The 21,404-nt window shown below is 71.1% G+C and carries 16 protein-coding genes; 5 read left to right on the plus strand and 11 right to left on the minus strand.

What is annotated here, in order from left to right; translation table 11 throughout:
- Window positions 1–20 precede the first annotated feature (20 nt).
- The 5 genes from E1292_RS17655 to E1292_RS17675 all read left to right on the plus strand — a co-directional run bounded on the left by E1292_RS17655 (window position 21) and on the right by E1292_RS17675 (window position 8,098).
- Window positions 21–4,112 (plus strand): non-ribosomal peptide synthetase, encoded by a 4,092-nt coding sequence (locus E1292_RS17655; RefSeq protein WP_132596302.1) that lies wholly within the window; start codon window positions 21–23, stop codon window positions 4,110–4,112.
- A gap of 2 nt (window positions 4,113–4,114) precedes the next feature.
- Window positions 4,115–4,882: an AzlC family ABC transporter permease gene (locus tag E1292_RS17660; protein ID WP_165974600.1), complete on the plus strand. Its 768-nt coding sequence runs from the start codon at window positions 4,115–4,117 to the stop codon at window positions 4,880–4,882.
- Window positions 4,879–5,199 (plus strand): AzlD domain-containing protein, encoded by a 321-nt coding sequence (locus tag E1292_RS17665; RefSeq protein ID WP_165974601.1) that lies wholly within the window; start codon window positions 4,879–4,881, stop codon window positions 5,197–5,199. The genes E1292_RS17660 and E1292_RS17665 overlap by 4 nt, the downstream gene beginning before the upstream one ends.
- Before the next feature lie 225 nt (window positions 5,200–5,424).
- Window positions 5,425–6,933, plus strand: a complete 1,509-nt coding sequence (locus tag E1292_RS17670; protein ID WP_181958247.1) for an AbgT family transporter — start codon at window positions 5,425–5,427, stop codon at window positions 6,931–6,933.
- 25 nt (window positions 6,934–6,958) lie between these two features.
- On the plus strand, window positions 6,959–8,098 hold the full coding sequence (locus E1292_RS17675; protein WP_342775669.1) for a M20 family metallopeptidase: 1,140 nt from the start codon (window positions 6,959–6,961) through the stop codon (window positions 8,096–8,098).
- A 29-nt stretch (window positions 8,099–8,127) separates the two neighbouring features.
- Here the strand turns inward: E1292_RS17675 and E1292_RS17680 are convergent, their stop codons facing one another.
- From E1292_RS17680 to E1292_RS17730, 11 genes are all read right to left on the minus strand, one after another.
- Entirely contained in the window at window positions 8,128–8,970 is an 843-nt protein-coding gene (locus tag E1292_RS17680) for an FHA domain-containing protein (RefSeq protein ID WP_220446904.1), read from the minus strand.
- 41 nt (window positions 8,971–9,011) lie between these two features.
- A complete protein-coding gene (locus tag E1292_RS17685; protein ID WP_132596305.1) occupies window positions 9,012–10,994 on the minus strand; it encodes a serine/threonine protein kinase in 1,983 nt (660 codons plus the stop codon).
- A gap of 63 nt (window positions 10,995–11,057) precedes the next feature.
- The gene (locus tag E1292_RS17690) at window positions 11,058–13,076 is read right to left on the minus strand and encodes a serine/threonine protein kinase (protein ID WP_132596306.1); all 2,019 of its coding nucleotides are present in this window, start codon (window positions 13,074–13,076) and stop codon (window positions 11,058–11,060) included.
- A gap of 74 nt (window positions 13,077–13,150) precedes the next feature.
- Window positions 13,151–14,314, minus strand: a complete 1,164-nt coding sequence (locus E1292_RS17695) for an MFS transporter (protein ID WP_132596307.1) — start codon at window positions 14,312–14,314, stop codon at window positions 13,151–13,153.
- On the minus strand, window positions 14,311–15,360 hold the full coding sequence (locus E1292_RS17700) for a 4-oxalomesaconate tautomerase (protein ID WP_246090176.1): 1,050 nt from the start codon (window positions 15,358–15,360) through the stop codon (window positions 14,311–14,313). Before E1292_RS17700 ends, E1292_RS17695 begins: the two co-directional genes overlap by 4 nt.
- Window positions 15,357–15,998 (minus strand): GntR family transcriptional regulator, encoded by a 642-nt coding sequence (locus E1292_RS17705; protein ID WP_181958245.1) that lies wholly within the window; start codon window positions 15,996–15,998, stop codon window positions 15,357–15,359. Before E1292_RS17705 ends, E1292_RS17700 begins: the two co-directional genes overlap by 4 nt.
- Window positions 15,999–16,086: 88 nt before the next feature.
- Window positions 16,087–17,184, minus strand: coding sequence for an ABC transporter substrate-binding protein (locus tag E1292_RS17710; protein WP_132596310.1), 1,098 nt, complete (start codon window positions 17,182–17,184; stop codon window positions 16,087–16,089).
- Window positions 17,185–17,207: 23 nt separating this feature from the next.
- The gene (locus tag E1292_RS17715; RefSeq protein ID WP_132596311.1) at window positions 17,208–18,962 is read right to left on the minus strand and encodes an ABC transporter permease; all 1,755 of its coding nucleotides are present in this window, start codon (window positions 18,960–18,962) and stop codon (window positions 17,208–17,210) included.
- Window positions 18,962–20,041, minus strand: coding sequence for an ABC transporter ATP-binding protein (locus E1292_RS17720; RefSeq protein WP_132596312.1), 1,080 nt, complete (start codon window positions 20,039–20,041; stop codon window positions 18,962–18,964). The genes E1292_RS17715 and E1292_RS17720 overlap by 1 nt, the downstream gene beginning before the upstream one ends.
- Window positions 20,038–20,676 (minus strand): RraA family protein, encoded by a 639-nt coding sequence (locus E1292_RS17725; RefSeq protein ID WP_132596313.1) that lies wholly within the window; start codon window positions 20,674–20,676, stop codon window positions 20,038–20,040. Before E1292_RS17725 ends, E1292_RS17720 begins: the two co-directional genes overlap by 4 nt.
- Window positions 20,673–21,389 (minus strand): PIG-L deacetylase family protein, encoded by a 717-nt coding sequence (locus tag E1292_RS17730; RefSeq protein WP_132596314.1) that lies wholly within the window; start codon window positions 21,387–21,389, stop codon window positions 20,673–20,675. Before E1292_RS17730 ends, E1292_RS17725 begins: the two co-directional genes overlap by 4 nt.
- Window positions 21,390–21,404: the final 15 nt, after the last annotated feature.

Raw genomic sequence — 21,404 nt, forward strand, 5'->3', positions numbered from 1 at the left:
GTGGGGCGGCGGGTGGGGAGGTGGCGACCCTGGACATGACGGACGAGGCCGCGTACGCCCGGGACACGAGCCCGCCGCCCGTTCTCGGGGACGCCGGCGATCTGGCGTACGTCATCTACACGTCCGGGTCGACCGGCGAGCCGAAGGGCGTGCAGATCGAGCACCGCGCGGCCGTCAACCGGATCGCCTGGATGCAGCGGGCGTACCCGGTCGACGCCGCCGACGTGATCATGCAGAAGACTCCCACGTCGTTCGACGTCTCGGTGTGGGAGCTGTTCTGGGGCGTGCTCGCGGGCGCCGCCGTGTGCCTGCCGGCGCCCGGCGCGGAACGCGACCCCGAGGCGCTGGTCGCGGCCGTCCGGCGGCACGGCGTCACCACGATGCATTTCGTGCCGCCGATGCTCGGCGCGTTCCTCGACTTCGTGTCCGGTGCGCAGGAGGGCCCGGACCCGCTGCGCCAGGTGTTCGCCAGCGGCGAGGCGCTGGCGCCGCACCACGTGCGGCGCTTCCGCCAAGTGATCCCGTCGGCCCGGCTGGTGAACCTGTACGGCCCCACCGAGGCCACCGTGGACGTCACCCATTACGCGTGCCGGGGCGACGAGACCCGGGTGCCGATCGGCTGGCCGGTCGCCAACACCCGCGTCCACGTGCTCGACGCCGGGCTGCGCCCGCAGCCGGTCGGCGTGCCGGGCGAGCTGTGCATCGCCGGGGTCCAGCTGGCCAGGGGTTACCTGGGCAGGCCCGAGCTGACCTCCGAGCGGTTCACCGCCGCGCCGCACGCGGGCGAGGAGCGCGTCTACCGCACGGGGGACCGGGCGGTGCGGCTGTCCGACGGCTCCATCGAGTTCCTGGGCCGGATGGACCACCAGCTCAAGGTGCGCGGGCACCGCGTCGAGCCGGGCGAGATCGAGGAGCGGCTGCGGCGGCACCCGTCGGTGCGGGACGCCGTCGTCGTGGCCCGCGAGCCCGACGGCCTGCGCGGTTACGTGCTGTCGGCCGCGCCGATCCCGGAGGACGAGCTCAAGGAGCACCTGCGGCAGGCGCTGCCCGAGTACATGGTGCCCGCCCGGCTGGTCACTCTGGAGCGCTGGCCGCTCACGCCGAACGGCAAACTGGACCGCCGCGCGCTGCCCGAGCCCGCCGGGGGCACCGCGTACGAGGCGCCGCGCACGCCGAGGGAGGCCGGCCTGGCCCGCGTCTGGGCCGAGGTGCTGGGCATCGAGCGGGTCGGCGTGCACGACAACTTCTTCGCGCTCGGCGGCGACTCGATCCGCTTCGTCACCGTGCTGGCCAGGGCCCGCGCCCTCGGTCTCGACTTCACGTTCCGGCAGCTCTTCGAGAACCCGACCGTTGCCCGGCTGGCCGAGGTCGCCGCCGAGAACGCGGGCGACGAAGGCGGCGAGGGCGGCGAGGGCCGGGCGCTGCGGCCGTTCGAGCTGCTCAAGCCGGAGGACCGCGCCAAGATCCCGGGCGGGATCGTGGACGCGTACCCGATGACGCAGCTGCAGGCCGGGCTCGTCTTCCAGAGCGAGCTGTCGCACGGCACCGTCGAATACCACGACATCATCAGCTACACGATCCAGGGCGCGTTCGACGCCGAGCGGTTCGAGCAGGCGGTGCGGATCCTCGCCGCCCGCCACCCGATCTTCCGCACCAGCTACCAGCTCACCGGCTACACCGAGTACCTCCAGCTCGTGCACGAGGACGCGCCGAGCCCGCTGTCGATCGCCGACCTGCGCGGCATGGCCGAACCGGAGCAGGACGCGTGGTACCGCGACTGGGTGGAGCGGGAGAAGGCGCACCGCTTCGTGTGGGCCGAGCCCGGCCTGGTGCGGCTGCACGTGCACGTGCTGGCCGACGACCTGTTCAGGTACACGCTCAGCCAGCACAACTCGGCGCTCGACGGCTGGAGCATCACGCTGGTGCACACCACGCTGTTCGACCTGTACCACCGGCTCGTGGAGGGCCGGCCCCTGCCGGACGCCCCGGCCGGCAACCACGTGCGCGACTACGTGGCGCTGGAGCGGCGCTCGCTCGCGGACGCCGGGCACCGCGCGCACTGGGCGGATGTGCTGGCCGGCGGGGCCTTCACCGAGCTGCCGAGGACCAGGGACTCGGCCGCGCCGGACGTGTTCCCCGTGGTGTTCCACGAGGTGGAACTGCCGGCCGGGTTGTCGGACCGGATCGTGGCGCTGGCCTCGAAGTTGTCGGTGCCGGTAAAGAACGTCGCGCTGGCCGCGCACGTGAAGGTGCTCTCGCTGATCAGCGGCGAGCGCGACGTCATCACGGGGTACGAGCACAGCGGCCGCCCGGAGACGGAGGGCGCCACCGAGGCGATCGGGTTGTTCCTCAACACCGTGCCGTTCCGCGCCCGCATGGAGGCCGGCTCCTGGGCCGACCTCGTGCGCCAGGTCTACCGGTCGGAGGTGGAGCTGCTGCCGGCCCGGCGCTACCCGATGGCGCAGATGAAGCACGACCTGGAAACCCAGGACCCGCTGTTCGAGACGGCCTTCAACTTCACCCATTTCTACCTGCTCAGGCAGCTGGCGGAGCGTGACGGGTTCGCGCTGCTCGACGTTCGGGCCAACTCGGAGACCGAGTTCGTGCTGCGCGCCGAGTTCTCCCGGCACTTCGTCACCGACGAGGTACGCCTGAGCCTGCACTACCACGCCCATCTCTTCGAACCCTGGCAGGTGGCCAGGATGGGCGCGTACTACCGGGCGGCGTTCGAGGCGATGACCGCCGATCCCGACGCCCCGCACCATCTCGCCGACCTGCTGCCGGGCGAGGAGAGCGCGGCGCTGGCCGCGGCCGAGGAGTCGGAGGACCTGCCCCCGGAGGTGGCGGGACTCCTCCCCCGCCCCGCCCGCCTGCGGATCGCCGACGGGCACGGCCTGCGCGTGCCGTTCGCCACTCCCGGCAGGGCCGTGCTCGTCGCGGCCGGCGACGAGAGCGTCACGGTGGACACCGGGCTGCACGGCCGCCGCCTGAACGGCCGCGTGGAGCTCATAACCGAGCCGGAGCGCAGGTCCTTCCGCCGCTCCGGCGGCCGGAGCGCCGCCCGCTCGGGCGGCCGTCCGGCGGGCGCCGTGCAGCAGCGCGTCGCGAAGGCCTGGGCCACGGTGCTCGACGTGCCGGCGGAGTCCATCACGCTCGACAGCAACTTCTTCGAGCTGGGCGGCGGCTCGCTGTCGGCGATGCGGGTGGTCATGGAGATGGGCGGCCTGGTGACGCTCACCGACCTGATGCGCAACTCCACGCTCGGGCCGCTGTGCGCGGTGGCCGAGGCCAACCTCGAAGCGGAGGCCGGGCTCGACGCGGAGCCCCGCCCCCGGCGCCTGCTCAGGCCCCTGACGGACGACCCGGACCGGGCGGCGTGCGCGCTGGTCTGCTTCCCGTACGCCGGTGGCGACGCCGCCAACTTCGAGCCGCTGGCCGCCGCGCTCGCCGAGGAGCGCGACCCGGAGGAGGGCGGCATCGCCGTCTACGGCGTCGACCTGCCGGGCCACGACGCGGGGCGGCCCGGCGAGGCGTTCGTGTCCGTGCGGGAGGCGGCCCGGCTGGTGGCGGACGAGATCCGCGCCACCGTCGGCGTTCCCGTGCTGCTGTGGGGCCACTGCGTCGGCTCGGCGATCGCGGTCGAGACGGCACGCCTGATGGAGGCGGCCGGCGCCCCGCCGCGGCACGTCGTCGTGGCCGGCAAGCTGCTGCACGACGCCGGCACCACCCGCGAGTCCATCCGGCAGGCGGAGGCGATGGGCGACGACGAGGTCGTGGCCTGGCTGGCCGGCGTCACGGGGCTCGCCGGGCTCGACGCGCTCGACCCAGGCCAGGCCGCCTTCGTGGCGGGCGTGTTCCGGCACGACTCCCGCGCCGCCAACACGTACCTGCTCGAACAGGACGGTACGGCCCCGCTCGGCGTGCCCCTGACCGCCGTGTACGCCGCCGACGACCCGCTCACCCCCGGGTACGCCCGGCGCCACGCGGAGTGGGCGCGCTTCGCGAGCACGACCCGGCTGGCCGAGATCGGCCCGGCCGGCCACTACTTCTGCCGCACGGCACCGGACGCCGTGGCCGCCCTGGTGCGCACGCTATGGAAGGAAGAGCTCTGAGCATGTCCGCCACCGACCCACCACCCGGGGCGCCGCCGCCCACCCCGCGCCAGGTGTTCCTGGCGGGGGCCAGGAGCACGATGCCCTTCCTCGCCTCCGCCATCCCGATGGGCATCGCGGGAGGTGTGCTGGGGCTGTCGAGCGGGCTGTCGGAGTTCGCCACTCTGGGGCTGGCGATGGCGGTGAACTCCGGCACCGCGCAGTTCGTCGGGTTCGCCTTGATCGCCGACGGCGCGAGCTGGCCCGCGATCATCCTGACCACGCTCATCCTGGGCCTGCGGATGTTGTTGTACAGCACGATCCTCATCCCGTACGTCAAGGAGGTCCCGCAGCGCTGGCGGATCGTGCTCGGTTTCGGGCTGATCGACGAGGTGTTCTTCGTGGCGATCGACCGCCTGCGCAACGGCAGGCTCACCCACCACAAGCACCTGTTCTTCCTCGGGGCGTCGGGGCTCCTGTACGTCACCTGGATGACGTGCACGGTGATCGGCATGTCGCTCGGGTCGGCCGTGCCCGACGTGGAGAAGCTCGGTCTCGACTTCCCGGTGACCGCCATGTTCATCGCCATGCTCGCGATCGGGCTGACGAACTGGCGGGTCGCGGCGGCCATCGGCTCGGCCGGAGTGACGGTGATGCTGGCGCAGGGCCTGCCGTACAACCTCGGGGTGGTGCTGGCCGCGATCGTCGGCGCCGTGGTCGGCGCGGGATGCGAGCTGGCGACGCGGAGGAACCAGCCGAAGGCGAGCGAGCAGAAGGAGAACGTGGCATGAGCATGCTGTTGCTGATCATCGGCATGGGGTTGTGCAGCTTCCTGCCCCGCTACCTGCCGCTGGCGGTCCTGGCCGGCCGGGAGCTGCCCGCGGTGGTGGAGACCCTGCTGAAGTACACGCCGCCGGCGGTGCTGGCCGCGCTGGTGTTCCCGGCCGTTCTCACGCCGTCAGGAAAGGGCATCGAGCTGACGCTGGCCAATCCCTATGTGATCGGCGGCGTGGTCACCTTCGCGGCGGGCATGGTCTCGAAAAGGTTTCTGCTCTCCACGTCGATCGGGATCGCCGCTTTCTATATGAGCAGGTGGCTGATCGGTTGAAAGATGAACCGCCTTTACTGAACAATCGTTCACTTCCTTTTTTGGAACGTTGCACACCAGTGTGACATGGCACAATGCCATTGACATTCACCGCGACTAATTGTCTCTGATAGAGTCGCGAAGGCGATTCGGTACGGACGCTTACCGCTTGCGCATCCGATGCGTGTGCGGTTAATATCTGACTTCATGTCCACCCCCCTGACCGTGGAAAAAGACTCGCGCCTGATGAGCGCGACCTTGCGCGTTCTGAATGGCATTGAGCGCGCCGGAAACAAACTCCCCCATCCGTTCTGGCTGTTCATCTTCCTGAGCGCCTTCCTCATGGCGCTCAGCTGGTTGCTGGCGACCTTGAACGTCTCGGCGGTCAACCCCGCCGACAACAAGACGGTCGTCGCCCAGAACCTCCTGTCCGCCGAGGGCGTCGCGGTGATGCTCGGCGACGCCATCGACAACTTCGCCACCTTCCCCGCGCTGGGCACGGTGCTCGCCGTCATGCTCGGCGTCGCGGTGGCCGACAAGTCGGGGCTGCTGGCCGCGGTGCTCAGGCGAGGCATCTCCCGCGTGCCCGCGCGATGGGTGACCTTCGCGCTCGCCTTCACCGGCATGATCTCCCACGCTGCCGCCGACTCGGCGTACATCGTGCTGATCCCGCTGGGCGGCCTGGCCTTCTACGCGGTGGGCCGCAACCCGATCATCGGCGTGATCGTGGCGTACGTCTCGGTCGCGGCCGGCTTCGACGCCAGCCCCGTGGTCACCCCGACCGACGTCATCCTGGGCGGCATCACCACCGAGGCCGCGCACACCATCGACCCGAGCGTCACCGTCACGCCGCTCGCCAACTACTTCTTCTCGCTCGCCTCGTCGTTCGTGCTCGCCGCCATCATCACGCTGGTGACGGAGACCCTGCTCACCAAGCGGGCCAAGAGCATGCCGATCGACGACGACGCCGACGTCGGCGACCTGGGCGACCTCAAGCTGTCCGACGTGGAGCGGCGCGGCCTGCGCTGGTCCGGCATCTCGCTGCTGGTGATCGTCGCGCTGGTCGCGCTGGCCATCGTCCCGTCCGGCTCGCCGCTGCGCGACGAGAACGGCGACCTCGACTTCGGCCCGCTGCTCGGTGCGATCGCCCTGCTGATCGGCGTCGCCTTCTGCGTCGTCGGCATCGTCTACGGGCGCATCGTCGGCACCATCAAGACGAGCAGCGACGTGCCCGAGTTCATGGCGCACGGCATGAAGGAGATGGCCCCGGTCATCGTGCTGTTCTTCGCCATCTCGCAGTTCCTGGCCTACTTCAAGTGGACCAACATCGGCACGATCGTCGCGATCAAGGGCGCCGACCTGCTCAAGGCGGCCGGCATCACCGGGCCCGTGGTGTTCATCGGCATCCTGCTCATCGTCACGATCATCAACCTGCTGATCACCAGCGGCTCCGCCCAGTGGGCGCTGGTCGGCCCGGTGTTCGTGCCGATGCTGATGCTCCTCGACATCCCGGCGGAGACCACCCAGGCGCTCTACCGCATCGCCGACTCCTGCACCAACGCGCTGTCGCCGATGAGCCCCTACTTCGTGCTGGTGCTCGGGTTCGTCCAGCGCTACCGCAAGTCGGCCGGCATCGGCACCCTGATGGCCCTCGTGCTGCCCTTGTGCCTGGTCATGCTCGTCACCTGGACGCTGATGTTCCTGGCGTGGTGGGCCCTCGGCATCCCCCTCGGACCGGGCGTACCCGTCCGGTAATTCCCTCTAGATTAAGGATCCTTCAGTGACACCGGCTCCCATGTGGACCCACCAGGCCCTTCCCGCCATGCTCGCCGACCTGCGCAGGCTCGTCGAGCTGGAGAGCCCGAGCGACGACAAGACACTGCTCGACCGGGCACTCGACGAGATCGGCGACTGGGCCGCCGACCGCATCGGGAAGCCGGACCTGCTCCAACGTCACGACGGCGGCCGCCACGGCGACGTGCTGGAGCTGACCTACCACGGCACGGCCCCCGGCTTCGTCCTGCTGGTCGGCCACTACGACACCGTCTGGCCGGCCGGCACCCTCGCCGGCTGGCCATGGCGGGTCAGCGACGGCGTCATCAGCGCGCCCGGCGTCTTCGACATGAAGACCGGCCTGGTCCAGGCGGTGTGGGCGGTGCGCGGGCTGCGCGAGCTCGGCCTCCCGCACCCCTCGGTCCGGCTGCTGTTCAACGGCGACGAGGAGATCGGCAGCCCGGCCTCCCGCGAGCGGATCGAGGGAGCCAGCGAGGGCGCGCTGGCCACCCTGGTCTTCGAGGGCGCGATCGACGGGGCGGTGAAGACCTCCCGCAAGGGGGTGGGCATCTTCCAGGTCACCGCCACCGGCATCGAGGCACACGCCGGGCTCGACCCCACGGCCGGCGCCAGCGCCGTGCACGCGCTGGCCGCGCTGATCCTCGACATCGCCGCACTGGGCGCTCCCGAGCGCGGCACCACGGTCAACGTCGGCGTCGTCAACGGCGGCACCGGCACCAACGTCACCGCCGGGCGCGCCACGTGCGGCATCGACGTACGCGTCTCCCACCCCGACGAGATGGACCGCGTGGACGCCGCACTCGCCGCGCTGCGCTCGCCCGACCCGCGCGTGTCCATCGCGCTGACCGGCGGCTGGAACCGGCCTCCGATGACCCCCAACCCGGCCTCGGAAGACCTGTTCGCCAGGGCCTGCAAAGCCGCCATCGAGCAGGGCCTCGACCTGCGCGAGGCGGGGGTCGGCGGCGCCAGCGACGCCAACTTCGTCTCCGCGCTCGGCCGCCCCGTGCTCGACGGGCTCGGCCCCGTGGGGGCGGGCTCCCACTCCCGCGGCGAGCACGCCATCGTCGAGTACATCCCGGAGCGCACCGCCCTCACCATGGGTATCATCACCGGCTACGCCGGCTAGGCGGACCGGGCCATGGACACCCGCACCGGCTAGGCGGGCGGAGCCCCCGTCGTGTCCGGCCCGTCCAGCAGGACGAGGTCGGACGGGCCGATCGTGGAGGTGGCCAGCAGCTCCATGATCAGGTTGTGGTTGAGCGTGTTGCCCAGCGGTGGCGGGATCTCCTCCTCCAGGAGCCCCGGCACCTTCGGGCTGAGCCGCTTGCGCGTCTGGGTGACGATGTGGGCGGCGCGCTTGGCCGTCCAGCCCTGACCGGGGAGGATGCGGTTGAGCTCGTCGGCGACCTGAGCCCAGGTCAGCGGCTGCGGCCAGGGCTCGGGCCGCAGATAGCGCTGGCCGAGGCAGACCAGCACCAGGCGCTCGACCGTGCTCAGCCTCCACCCGGGCGGGTTGCGGGTGTCGGCGTCATGGCGGTTGTCCTGGCCGGGATCGGCCCTCCCCATCACGATCCGCACCTCGAGCAAGTGTTCCTGCTCGGGAGCGACGATGAACAGCGGCGTGTGCGCCACCGGCAACCTCGTCCGGTGGCCGGTGAGCACCAGCCGCGCGCCCGGCAGGCGGATGGGCAGCCTGCCGAGGTTGTACAACATCCAGGCGGAGTCCTCGCGGGTGATGTATCCGTGCCGCCGGCTGACGTGCGGATCGTTCGGGCCGACGCAGACGTGGACGTCCGGCTCGCAACGCCCGAACACCACATCGAACTCGGCATCCGGCGCGACGCGCATCCCTCCGTTGCTGCCCCGGACGAACAGCGTGCCCGGCTGCGCCGGGGGAAGCCCTTCGGCGAAGTTCCCGAGTTCCTTCGGCAGGATGTCCACTTTGCTCTGCGGCCTGCGCACCGTCCACGCCATGTCGTCGATCCTCTCTCCATGCACCGGATCACGCTAGCCGCCGCCCTGCGGGAGGGGTCCCCGGCTCAGCCGGTTCTGGACGGGTTGACCGTGTAGTGCACGATCACGCTCGGGCCTGACCGCACCTCGATGAGCTCGCGCACCAGCTTGCCCGCGAAGTCCACGACCCGGAGCTCGATCATGCTCGCGTTGTCCCGCTCCCAGCAGTACAGATGCGTCTCGTCGTACCAGCCGAGCACCGTGTCGCAGTCGGAGGAGAACGCGCGGACCTGTTTGCCGGTGGCGGACTCCCAGAGGCAGTGGTCGCCGTCGTGGCCGCTCGGGCAGTCGGTCACGAACGTGGCGCCGGAAGGAGAGAAGATCTGCGCGTCGTCGAACGGCGGCGCCCCGACGTCCCGCACGTCGCGTATGCGCTTGCCGGAGACGTCGAAGAAGCGTAACCCCTTGTCGTCGCCGTAGACGCTGACCACGCTCCGCTCGTCGTGGCCCCAGACGAACTCGTGGTCCTCGATCGCCTCGTCGGCCACGTCGATCACGCTGACCGCGCTCCTCGCGAGGTCGGTCTGGTCCACGGTGAGGACGGCGAAGCCCACGGTCAGCCATTCCTCCTCGCCCTTGCCGTTCTCGACCTCCTTGGTGACGTTGAGCAGGATCTTCGAGCTGTCCTTCGACCAGGCCTGGATGGAGCCGCTCATCGGCTTGCGCACGGTCTTGACCCGGAAACTGGAGCCGGCCTCCCGGTTGGTGATGAGGACCGAGCTGTAGTCGTCATCGGTGTAGAGCTTGGGCCGCTCCGCGAGATACCGGCCGTTGGGCGAGACCAGAGACTTCGCGTTGGCGGGATACTTCTCGAACGTGCCCTGCAGCGACTGCCTGGCGTAGTCGACGTAGGTGTCGGTCTTCTTGTCGTAGACCTCGTACGCCGTGAGCCTGATCGGGTCGGACGGGCTCTCGTAGAGCGTCATCCGGTCGCCGGGCGGCTCGGTCTCGACGGGTTCCGGCGTGCTCGTGTCCTGTGGCGGCGCCGAGGTCACGGCCGCGGGCCGGGCGGCGAGCGGGTCGGGCTCGTAGACGGCCTTGCCCACGGCCACCCCGGCCGCCCCCGACACCACGACGAGCGCGGTGACGGCGGCGGCCACGCCGGCGACGGGCCGGCGCGCGTGTTCCGGACGCTTCAAGGGCTGACCGTCTTCCCGCGGCGGTTCCCAGGTGACCTCCCTGAACGGGTCGCCTGCGCCCGGCGGCTTCCGCAGCAGCCGCATGATCACCTGCTGGGCCGTCGGACGCTCCGCCGGGTCCTTGGCCAGGCACCGCTCGACCACCTCGCGCAGGGGCCCGTCGAGCACGCCCAGGTCGGGCGGATCCCTGAGCACCCGGTCCGTCACCGCGTGGGGCCCGTCATGGCCGAACGGCGCCCGCCCGCAGGACGCGAAGACGATCGTGGCGGCCCAGGAGAACATGTCCGTGGCCGGCCCCACCGGCCGGCCCAGGACCTGCTCGGGGCTCATGTACGCGGGAGTGCCGATCTGCGTGCTGCTGGTCATCTGCACCGGGTCCAGCGTGCGCGCGATGCCGAAGTCGATCACGCGCGGCCCGTCGCCGGCCATGATCACGTTGCCCGGCTTGAAGTCACGGTGCACGACCTTGCCCTCGTGGATGGCGACCAGCGCGGCGGCGGTGCCGATGGCCAGCCGATCCAGCGCGGGGCCGGTGCGCGGGCCCTCGTCCCGCACGATCCGCTCCAGGGAGGGGCCTTCGACGTACTGGCTGACGATGTACGGCCGGTCGTGCGCGACGCCCGTGCTGAGCACGACCGCGGTGCAGAAGGGCGCTACCTGCTGGGCGACCTGCGCCTCGCGCAGGAAACGCTGGACGCTCTCCTCGTCGTCCGCCTGGTCGCTGCGCAACCATTTGATGGCCACATGCGCACCCATGGGTGTCCTGGCCAGGTAGACAACGCCCTGTCCGCCCTCACCCAGCCTGCCGAGAAGCTCCAGGCCACCCAGTTCGGGGGGATCGCCGGGCACAAGCGGTGCAAAGGATGGCATGGCGTCATTGTGTCTCGACGCTGCGTATCCCCGGCAACCTTACTCCTGAGTAAGTTGGCCCTGTCATGAGGAGGGGTTCGCCGCGTACCGGGGGGAGAGATCCAGGTCCTTAGGGACGTCCAGCAACCTGCGCACCAGCTTGCCGTCCAGGGTCACGACCTGGATCTCGTCGTTGGCGCCGTTGTCCTGCTCCCAGCAGAAGAGATGGTCCTCGTCGAACCAGCCGAGCACCTTGTCGCAGTCGGAGGAGAACGTACGGGCCCGCTTGCCGGTCGCGGTGTCCCAGAGGCAGTGGTCGCCGTCGGCCTCCCCGTTACGGCAGTCGGTCACGAAGGTCCTGCCCGAGGGCGAGAACTGGAGCTCGGCGCCGGCCTCCAGCGCCCCCACGCCGGGCACGTCGCGAGCGGGTCGGCCGGAGGCGTCGTAGAAGCGCAGCCCGTTGATCTTCTTGTGGAAGTAGATCACGCCCTCCCCCCGGGCGTCCCACCCGAACTCGTCGTCTCCGAGCGTGGCGTCGTGCACGTCGACCACGTTCACCTCGCTCCGGGCCAGGTCGGCCCGGTCCACGTCGACGATGGCGAAGCCCGTGGTGGCCCGGCCCTTCTCGCCCTTCGCGTCCTTGGCCGGCTTCGTCACGTTGAGCAGGATCTTCGAGCTGTCCCTCGACCAGGCTGTGATGGTGCTCTCCAGCGGATCGCGCACGGTCTTGACCCGGAAGCTGACCCCTGTCTCGCCGTTGGTGATGAGCACGGAGTCATAGCCGTCCGAGGTGTAGTCCGTCTGCCTGACCGCGTGATAGCGGCCGTCGGGTGAGACCAGCGAGTCGAGGATGCCGGCGTACTTCTCGAACGTGCCCCGCCGCACCTTCCTGGCGTAATAGACGTCCTCGTCGGTCTTCTCGTTGTTGACGCTGTACGACATCAGCCTGATCGGGTCGGCGGGCCGCTCGAAGAGCTCGGCCCCGCCGGGCAGATCGGTGTCGGCGGGCGTGGCCGTGGGGCCCGGCGCCGGGGTCGTCGCCTTCGACGGCGCGGGCGCCGACGCCGAGGGCGTGGCCGGCTGGGCCGCGCTGCCGGTCGGCGTCATCAGCCGGGCCGCCGCGATCCCGGCCGCCGTGAGGAGCAGGGCCGACACCACGGCCGCGCCGACGACGACGGTCTTGCGACGCAGCGCCCGCGCGGGCCGCTTGGGGACGGACGGCGGGGCGGCCGCCGGCGGGGTGGCGGGCGTCGCCGCCGGCCCGCCGCCCTCCTCGACGGGGTCGGCCTCGGGCCCCGACCTCCGCAGCAGCCGCATCATGACGTCCTTGGCCGTCGGCCGCCGCGCCGGGTCCTTGGCCAGGCACTGCTCGACCACCTCACGCAGCGGCCCTTCGAGCGCGCCCAGGTCGGGCTGCTCGTGGAGCACCCGCTGCATCACCGTGTGCGTGCCGTCGGCGCCGAACGGCGCCCGCCCGCAGGACGCGAAGACCATCGAGGCGGCCCAGGAGAACATGTCGGCCGCCGGCCCGACCGCGGTGCCCCGGATCTGCTCGGGGCTCATGTACGCGGGAGTGCCGATCTGCGTGCTGCTGGTCATCTGCACCGGGTCCAGCGTGCGCGCGATGCCGAAGTCGATCACGCGCGGCCCGTCGGAGGCCATGATGACGTTGCCCGGCTTGAAGTCGCGGTGCACGACCTGGCCCTCGTGGATGGCGGCCAGCGCCGTGGCCGTGCCGATGGCCAGCCGGTCGAGCGCGGGGCCCCTGCGGGGACCTTCCTGGCGCACGACCCGGTCCAGCGAGGGCCCTTCGACGTATTCGCTCATGATGTACGGCCGGCCGTGCTCGACGCCCGTGCTGAGCACGTCGGCGGTGCAGAACGACGCCACCCGCTGGGCGACCTGCGCCTCGCGCAGGAACCGATCGACGCTCTCCTCGTCGCCTGACTGGTCCGGGCGCAGCCATTTGACGGCCACGTACGCTTCCATCGGCGTCCTGGCCAGGTAGACGACACCTTGTCCGCCCTCGCCCAGCCTGCCGAGAAGGTCGAGGCCGCCCAGACGCTCCGGGTCGCCGGGGACCAGCGGCATGAAGGATGGCATGCGGTAATTGTGTCCCTACGCAGGGGATCAGCAGAACCTTACGTGGGACAATGTTCCCGAATCGCCTGACGATCTCAGTCGTCGGGCACCGCCGTGGCCGACCACGCCGCGACCCCCAGGGCCGCCCCGGTCAGCAGCAGCACGCCCGAGACGCCACTCACCGCGGCGGCTGCCCCGGACGCCGCCGGGATCAGGGTCTGGGCCAGGCGGTTGCCCGCGATCCGCAGGGACAGCACCGTCCCCTGGGTGCCGGACGGAGTCAGCCGGGTGACCCACACCATCGTCATCGGCTGGCCGAGACCCGAGGCGAAGCCGTACACGGCGGTGAGGCCGATGAGGACGCCGACGGGCATGGGAAGGGGCAGGCCGCACAGCGCGAGCGCCGACACCGCGCAGGCCGCCACGGTGAGCTTCCTGCGCCCGAGCATCCGCACCAGGGAACCCAGGTTGATGCGCGACGCCATCGTCATGAGCGAGCGGGCGGCGAGCATCGCGGTCACCCAGCCGGGCGCGATGCCCCTGCTGTGCGCGAGGGCGGGCAGGTACGCCAGCGTCACGTCGATCGACGCCAGGATCAGCCCGCTGACCAGCAGCGCCCGGTACATGCCCGGGATGGCGAGCAGCCGCCGCGCCGGCCAGCGGCTCCCGGAGGTGGGCTCCGGCGTGGCGCGGTGATGGCTGCCGAACCCGAACGAGGCGGCCAGGGTCACCAGGCTCGCCAGCCCGCACGCGGCGGCGATCGGCTCCAGCGGCGGCGAGAGGGTGCCGGGCGCGGGCGGCATCAGCAGGAGCAGCGGGCCCACGCCCTGCCCCAGGGACGTGATGAACGTGTAGACCCCGAAGACGGTGTCCATGCCGCGCCGCCGCGCCTGGCCGGTCACCGCCGACTGCTCGGCGACCATCGAGAAGATGATGCCGATGCCGAGCAGGGCGGTGGCGGCGATCAGCAGCGCGAGGTGCTCGGAGGCGACGAGGGCGATCGCCGAGGCGCCGGTCAGTGCGGCCCCGCCGATCACCATGCTCGGCCGCTCCCCCACCCGGTCGACGAGGCGGCCCGTGGCCACCGCCAGGATCAGCGGGGGGAGCGCGAACATCACCGCGAGCACGGCCAGCCACACCGACCCGTACCCCAGCTCGATCACCGCGTACGACAGCGACGGCCGCAGCCCGTAGCTGATGACCTGGACGAGGATCGCGTGGACCACGAGCAGGGGCCAGAAGGCCCGGCCCGCGGTCACCGCGGGTAGGCGATGCCGTCGATGAGCCTGCGCGCGGTGCGCACCACTCCGGTCCTGGTCACGTCGTGCCCGTCGAGCTCGACCTCGACGTCAAGGTAGCCCGTCGGGTGTTCCACCCGCACCCGCGGGCCGGCGGAGAGCTCGGCGACGCCGTCGACCGCGCTGCCCGGCAGCCGCAGCGCCGCCGCGACGCTGGCCGCGCCCAGCACGCCGATCGAGGTGTGGCACCGGTGCGGGATGAAGGTCCTGGTGCCGCACGCGCCGCCGGCCCGCGGCGGGGAGACCATGGTGAGTTTGGGCACCGTGGTGTCGCTGACGTCACCCAGCCCCATGCGGCGGCCCGCCTCCAGGCGCAGCGCCTCCAGGCGGCGGCGGAGCGACGCGTCGTTCTCCAGTTCCTCGGGGCTCTCCACGCCGGTGACGCCCAGCTGGGCCGCGGGCATCACCACGACCGGCATGCCGTTGTCCACGCAGGTGACGCTGACGCCGTCGATGACCTCGCTGACCTGTCCTGTGGGCAGCAGCGAGCCGCAGGTCGAGCCGGCCGTGCCCTGGAAGTCGAGGACGACGGGCGCGGCCGTGCCGGGCACCCCGGCGATCTCGACGTCGCCGTCGTAGGTGACCTCGCCGCCGGGCGTGCGCACGGTCGCGGCCACGGCGCCCCCCGTGTTCGCCATGGCGATGTGTACGGACGTGGTGTCCTGCCCCGCCGCGACCAGGCCGCGCTCGATGGCGAACGGCCCCACGCCCGCGAGGATGTTGCCGCAGTTCTGCTGGTCCGACACCAGCGCCTGGTCGACGAAGACCTGGAGGAACAGGTAGTCGACCGAGCCGTCGTCCCCGGGGGACACCACGGCCACCTTGCTGGTGAGCGGATGGGCGCCGCCCAGGCCGTCGATCTGCCGGTGGTCCGGCGAGCCCATGATCCGCAGCAGCAGCTCGTCGCGCTCCTCACGGTCGCCAGGCAGGTCGTCCGCGAGGAAGTACAGCCCTTTCGACGTGCCCCCGCGCATGATCATGCAGGGGATGCCGGAACGTCCGGTCACCATGGGTCTCCGTTCTCCGTGGCGGGCCGGGTCTTCTCCAGGGCCTCGATGACGCTGCGCAGGTGAGCGCGCATGGCGGCCTCCGCCCGGCTCTCGTCGCGGGCACAGATGGCCTCGATGATCTCCAGGTGCTGCGGCAGCGACACGGCCGCGCGGCCCGACTGGAGCGCGAGCCGCACCTGGTAGCGCGTCAGGTTGCCGCGGATGCGTTCGATGATCTCGCCGGCCGCCGACTGGTCGCTGATCGTCCTGATGAACGCGTGCAGCTCCTTGTTGCAGTTGGAGTATTCGATGAGGTCGCCGGACGCCTCGTACTGCCGCATCCGCTCCCCGATGGAGCGCAGCTGGGCGGCCTGGCCGTCGGTGACCCTGACGGCCGCCTTGGCCGCGCAGAGCCCCTCGACGACCATGCGGATCTCGGTGAACTCGATGGCCTCCGCGAGAGTGATCGCCCGGACCCGCGCGCCCCGGTTCGGGATCCGCTCCACCAGGCCCTCGCTCACCAGGTCGGCGAGCGCGTTGCGCACGTGCGACCTGGAGGCGCCGAGCTGGGCGCAGAGATCCGCCTCGATGAGCCGCTGATTCGGCGCCAGGTCCCCCGCGAAGATGGCTTCACGAATCCGGTCCACTACTTTCATTGGTCGGACGTCCCCGATCCTGACTCATGTGATCATTTCGCTCGGCGGGACGGCCCGCCGGGACTGCCGGAGGATGGCCACCGGCTCGTCAGCCGGTGTAGCCGAAGATCTGCCGCCACCGCTTCGCGTCCTCCTCGACGTGCTCCAGCGCGGTCTCGGCGTCGATCCGGTAGAGCCAGCCGGAGTCGGCGGCGGGGAAGGTCGTGTCGCCGACCTTCGGGGTGCCGACATCAGCGCGCACCGGATAGTCGCCCTGCTGCACGGCGATCTTCTGGGCGTCCTTGGACAGCAGCCAGGAGGCGAAGACCTTGGCGGCGTTCGGTGACGGCGCCTGCGCGCCCACGCCCACGTAGAACGGGTAGCCGGCCGCGCCCTCCTCCGGGACGGCGATCGTGAGCGGCGCCCCGTCGGCGATGGCCCCGACCCCCGTCGCCACCGGCATCGTCGCCACGGACACCTCGCCGCGCGTCAGCGCGTCGGTCTGCCCCGCGGACGAGTCGAAGATCCGCGGCTTGTTGGCGGCGTACTTCTTCAGGTAGCCGTCGCCGATCTTGTCGAACTGGAACCGGGTGAGCGCGGCGGTGCTGCCGCCGGCTCCGACCTGGACGATCCCGAGCTTGCCCCGCCACTTCGGGTCCAGCAGGTCCGCCCAGTTCTTCGGCTCCTGGCCCTTGGGGACGACGGCGTTGTTGAACGCGAACGAGTAGACCCGGTCGAAGGAGGAGAAGTAGAGCCCGTCGTCCTTGATCGCGTCGCCCGCCGCGGTCTTCACCCCGTCCTGCAGCGGGGTCTTCTGGAACGTTCCCGCCTTGGCGAGGGCGACGATGATGTCCTCCCCCGAGATGCGGATCACGTCGGCGCCGAGCTTCTTGGCGCCGACCTCCGAGAGCACGCGCTCGGAGAGCTTGTTCGGGGCCAGCCGGATGGTCTCGACCTCGATCCCGGTCGCCTCCGTGAAGGCGTCGGTGACGGCTTTCTCCGAGTGCTCGCTGCCGCCGGTGTAGAAGACCAGGGAGCCTTCTTCCTTGGCGGCCGAGAACAGCTGCTCGTCGGCGATCAGCTCGCCGCCGACCTCCAGCTTCGCGGCCTCGCTGGCGCCGCCGCCGGACCCGCCGCATCCGGCCAGCGCCAGGACCGCGGCGACGGCTGTCGCGAGAGCTTGACGACCCGTACGGCCAGCTTTCATGACGTCTCCCTACGATGTTTGAGCTATCTCTGCTCGCTGGCGCCGAAGCGCCTGGACAAGATGGAGAGGGCGAGGATCACCAGGCAGTAGAGCAGGCTCGTGGCGGCCGCCCGCTGCAGGATCCCGTTGTCGAAGTCGTCGAAGATCACGATCGACAACAACCGCGTGTCCGAGGTGAAGAGGAACAGCGGCACCGTCAGCTCGCGCATCGACAACATCAGCAGCAGCAGGAAGGTCGAGGTGAGACCGACCCGCAGCAGCGGCGCCGTGATCGAGGCGATCGCCCGGGTGCGGGAGGCACCGTGCATCACGGCCGAGTCCTCCAGGTCGCGGTCGACCTGGCCGATCGACGAGGCGACCCCGCGGAACCCCTGCGGCATCTGCGCCGCGACGAACGCGATCACCATGACGGCGAGCGTCCCGTACACCGGGATCGGCATGATCAGCCAGGTCCACAGCAGGCCCAGGCCGAGCACGATCGCCGGGATCGCCAGCGGCAGCATGGACACGTACTCCAGCGGCTGGCGGCCCGGCAGCTTGGTGCGCTGCACGACGTACGCCACCGCGAACGCCAGCAGGGTGCCGAGCAGCGCCGCCGCGACCGACACCACGACGCTGTTGACCGTGGCCCGCTGGGCGATGCTGGAGTCCAGCACGTCCGCGAAGGCCTCGACGGTGAACGCGTCCGGCTTGCCGAACGACCCGAGCACCGTGCCGATGTACGGCGAGTCGTGCAGGGCGACGAACGCCAGCGCGAGCACCGGGAGCACGGTGGACAGGACGAAATAGCCGAGACCGGCCAGCAGCGCGGGCAGCCGCCAGCCGCCGAGGTCGATCTGGCGCGGCTTCATGCCCTTGCCGGAGACGGTGGTGAAGGTGCGCCTGGCCAGCATCCGCCGTTGCAGCGCGGTGACCACCAGCACGACCGCCACCAGGGCGATCGCCACCGCGGCCGCCTCGTTGCCGCGCGACGGCGTCGAGTTCATCAGCCGGTAGATGTACGTGGGCAGCGTCTCCACGCCGGCGGCCCCGCCGATGATCTGCGACACAGGGAAGTTCTCGATGGTGAGCACGAAGATCAGCACGGCCGCGCCGAGGAACGCCGGGGTGACCAGCGGCAGGGTGACCCGGCGCAGCACCTGGCCGAACGGCGCGCCGTGCACGTTGGCGGCCTCCTCCAGGTCGGGGTTCATCAGGCTCAGCGCCCCGTGGATGAGCAGGAACGCGTACGGCGCGTAGTAGAGCGCGAGCACCACGATCAGGCCGGCGATGTTGTTGACGTCGACGAACGGGGGCAGCCCCAGATCGCGCAGCGTGATGTTGGCCAGCCCGGCGTTCTCGCTGCCCAGCACCGACCACGCCAGCGCGCCCACGTAGGACGGCAGCAACATCGGCAGCAGGCCCACCAGGTAGAGGAACCCGCGCCAGTACACGTTGGTGCGAGCGGTGACGAAGGCCAGGAAACCGCCGATGAGCAGGGCCAGCGCGGAGGCGCCGATGCCCACGGCGAGCGAGTTGAGCGCGGCCTTGAGCGAGCCGGCGCTCGTCACGTCGACGAAGTTGTCGAGGGTCAGCCCGCTCAGGTCGAAGTTGCCGGGCCGTGGAGTGTCCGACGCGAACGCCGACAACACGACCAGGGCCACGGGCGCGAGGATCAGCAGGGCGAGCACCGCGAACAACACGGCCGGCAGCGTGATCTCCCGCAGCAGGCGGCGGGCGCGTCCCCGCAGCCCTGCCGGCCGGTTCCGTACGGGCTTCCCCACGGTCTGTGACGTCATCACGCGGCCACTTCCGCGGGCAGCACCCGCATCGCGCGGGCCGGCAGCGACACGGTGACCGCGTCGTTCATGCCGAACAGCGGCCCGGCGGACTTCATCTGGACGGCGTCCAGCTCCAGCCCGTCGCCGACCCGGACGCGGTAGGCGACGGTGGAGCCCTGGAACGCGAAGCTGACGATCGTCCCCGGCAGCGCGTTGACGTCCCCGGCCCCGCCCGCGGCGAGCAGGACGTCCTCGGCCCGGACGCAGAGCCGCAGGGTCTCGGCCGCCTCGTACGGCTCGACCTTCAGCTTCTGCCCGGTGGCCGTCAGCTGGACGCACGTGGCGTCCTCCGGGGTGACGGGGATGACGTTGTCGACCCCGAGGAACTCGGCGATGGAGGCGCTCTTCGGGTTGGCGTAGATCTCGTGCGGCTCGCCGATCTGCACGATCCGCCCCGACTGCATGAGGGCGATCCGGTCAGCCAGGGCCAGCGCCTCGTCCTGGTCGTGCGTGACGTACAGCGAGGTCAGTCTGAGCCGCAGCTGCAGCTCGCGCAGCTCCATCCGGAGCCGGTGGCGCAGCCGGGCGTCGAGGTTGGACAGCGGCTCGTCGAGCAGCAGCACCGACGGCTGCATGGCGAGGCTGCGGGCCAGGGCGACCCGCTGCATCTGGCCGCCGGACAGCAGGCTGGCCCCCCGCTCGGCGAGGTGGTCGAGGCCGACGAGTTCGAGCGTCTCGTGGACGGCCTCGCCGATCTCCGCCTTCTTCCTGCCCTTCATCTTGAGGGGGAAGGCCACGTTCTCGAAGACGGTCATGTGCGGCCAGATGGCGTACGACTGGAACACCATGCCGACGTTGCGCTTGTTGGGCGCGCGGTTGATGCCCCTGCCGCTGTCGAAGACCGTCTGGTCGCCGATGGTGATGACGGCCGACGCCGGCGTCTCCAGGCCCGCGATGCAGCGCATGGTGCTGGTCTTCCCGCAGCCCGACTGGCCGAGGAGGACCAGGGACTCCCCCTCGTTCACCGTCAGGTCGAGGTCGGACACGGCGACCGCGTCGCCGTACTTCAGGGTGAGCCCGTGGACGTCGACCTTCATGGCGAGTCCCTCTCGTCGGCCGCGCGGAAGCCGTGCAGGTCATAGGAGAGGCCGCCCGCGAGGTACTGCTCGCGCGCCCTGGCCTCCTTCGCCTCGCGGGCTCGGCCGGCCGCCACCACGTCGTCGATCCGCTCGGCGGCGACGACGGCCACGCCGTCCCCGTCCATGAGCACGGCGTCTCCGGGGCGGATCAGCGTGCCGCCGACGACGGCGGGCCGGTCGATCGCGCCGCGGTGCGCCTTGGCCGCGCCGCGCACCCGGATCCACCGGGCCCAGATCGGCAGGCCGAGCTCGCGCAGCGTGTCCGCGTCGCGCACCGAGGCGTTGATCAGCAGGCCCGCCGCGCCCTGGGCCTTGAACTGGGTGGCGAGCAGGTCGCCGACCACCGCCACGGGCACCGGGTTGTCCAGCGTCAGCACGACGACGTCGCCGGGACGGGTGCGGGCGGCGGCCTCGTGCACGGCGCGGTTGTCGGCCGGGCCGCACACCGCGATCCGCGCGGGGCCCGCGACGGCGGTGCCGGGGATCAGCTGGATGAAGTCCTCGTCGACCAGGCCCTGGCGGCCGGAAGCCTCGTACACGGTCGCCACGCCGAGGCGGGCAAGCTCGTCGAAGGCGCTTCTTCGCCCGCTCACAGCGCCCCCACCACGTTCGGGACGATCCGCTGGAACGCCTCGGCGTGCCGGATCGCCTTGTCGCCGGTGACCTTGCGGGCGTGGTTGGCCCGGTGCCCGGCGCGCTCGGTGTAGTACTGCTTCAGGTACGCCTGCGCGCTCATCGCGTCCATGGCCTTGACCTTCGCCTCGAACACCTCGGTGATGTCCACGAACACCGTGGGGACGAACCCGCACAGGTCCGGCTGGTGGGGCTCGAACACCAGGAACTCCGACGGCGGCGCGGTGCGGAACCCGGCCTCGACGACCGCGCCGGAGGTGAGCAGCCGGGCCTGCGAGACCACCTGGTAGGCCACGGGGTGGTCGGGGTTGAACGGGTCCTTCTCCGGGTGGGTGAGGACGACGTGGGGGGCGTAGTCGCGCATCAGCTCGGCGAGCCTGTCGATGGCCTGGCCGCCCGCGCGCAGCGGGTAGTCGCCCAGGTCGAAGCACTCGTAGCTCGCGCCCACCGCCTGCGCCGCCTCGGTGGCCTCGGCGTGCCGTACGCGCTTGACGTTCTCGACGGTCTGGCCGGGCTCCTTCCACAACTCGCCGGACTCGCCGCGCTCCCCGTACGAGAGCGTCACCACCCGGGCTTCGCCGCCGGCCAGGGTGTGCTTGGCGATGGCGCCCGCGGCGCGCCAGACGAAGTCCGCGCTGTGCGCTCCGACGACCAGCATTCTTCGTACGGCCATGTCTTGGGTTGCCCT

Source organism: Nonomuraea deserti, assembly GCF_004348685.1.
Taxonomy (GTDB): Bacteria; Actinomycetota; Actinomycetes; order Streptosporangiales; family Streptosporangiaceae; genus Nonomuraea; species Nonomuraea deserti.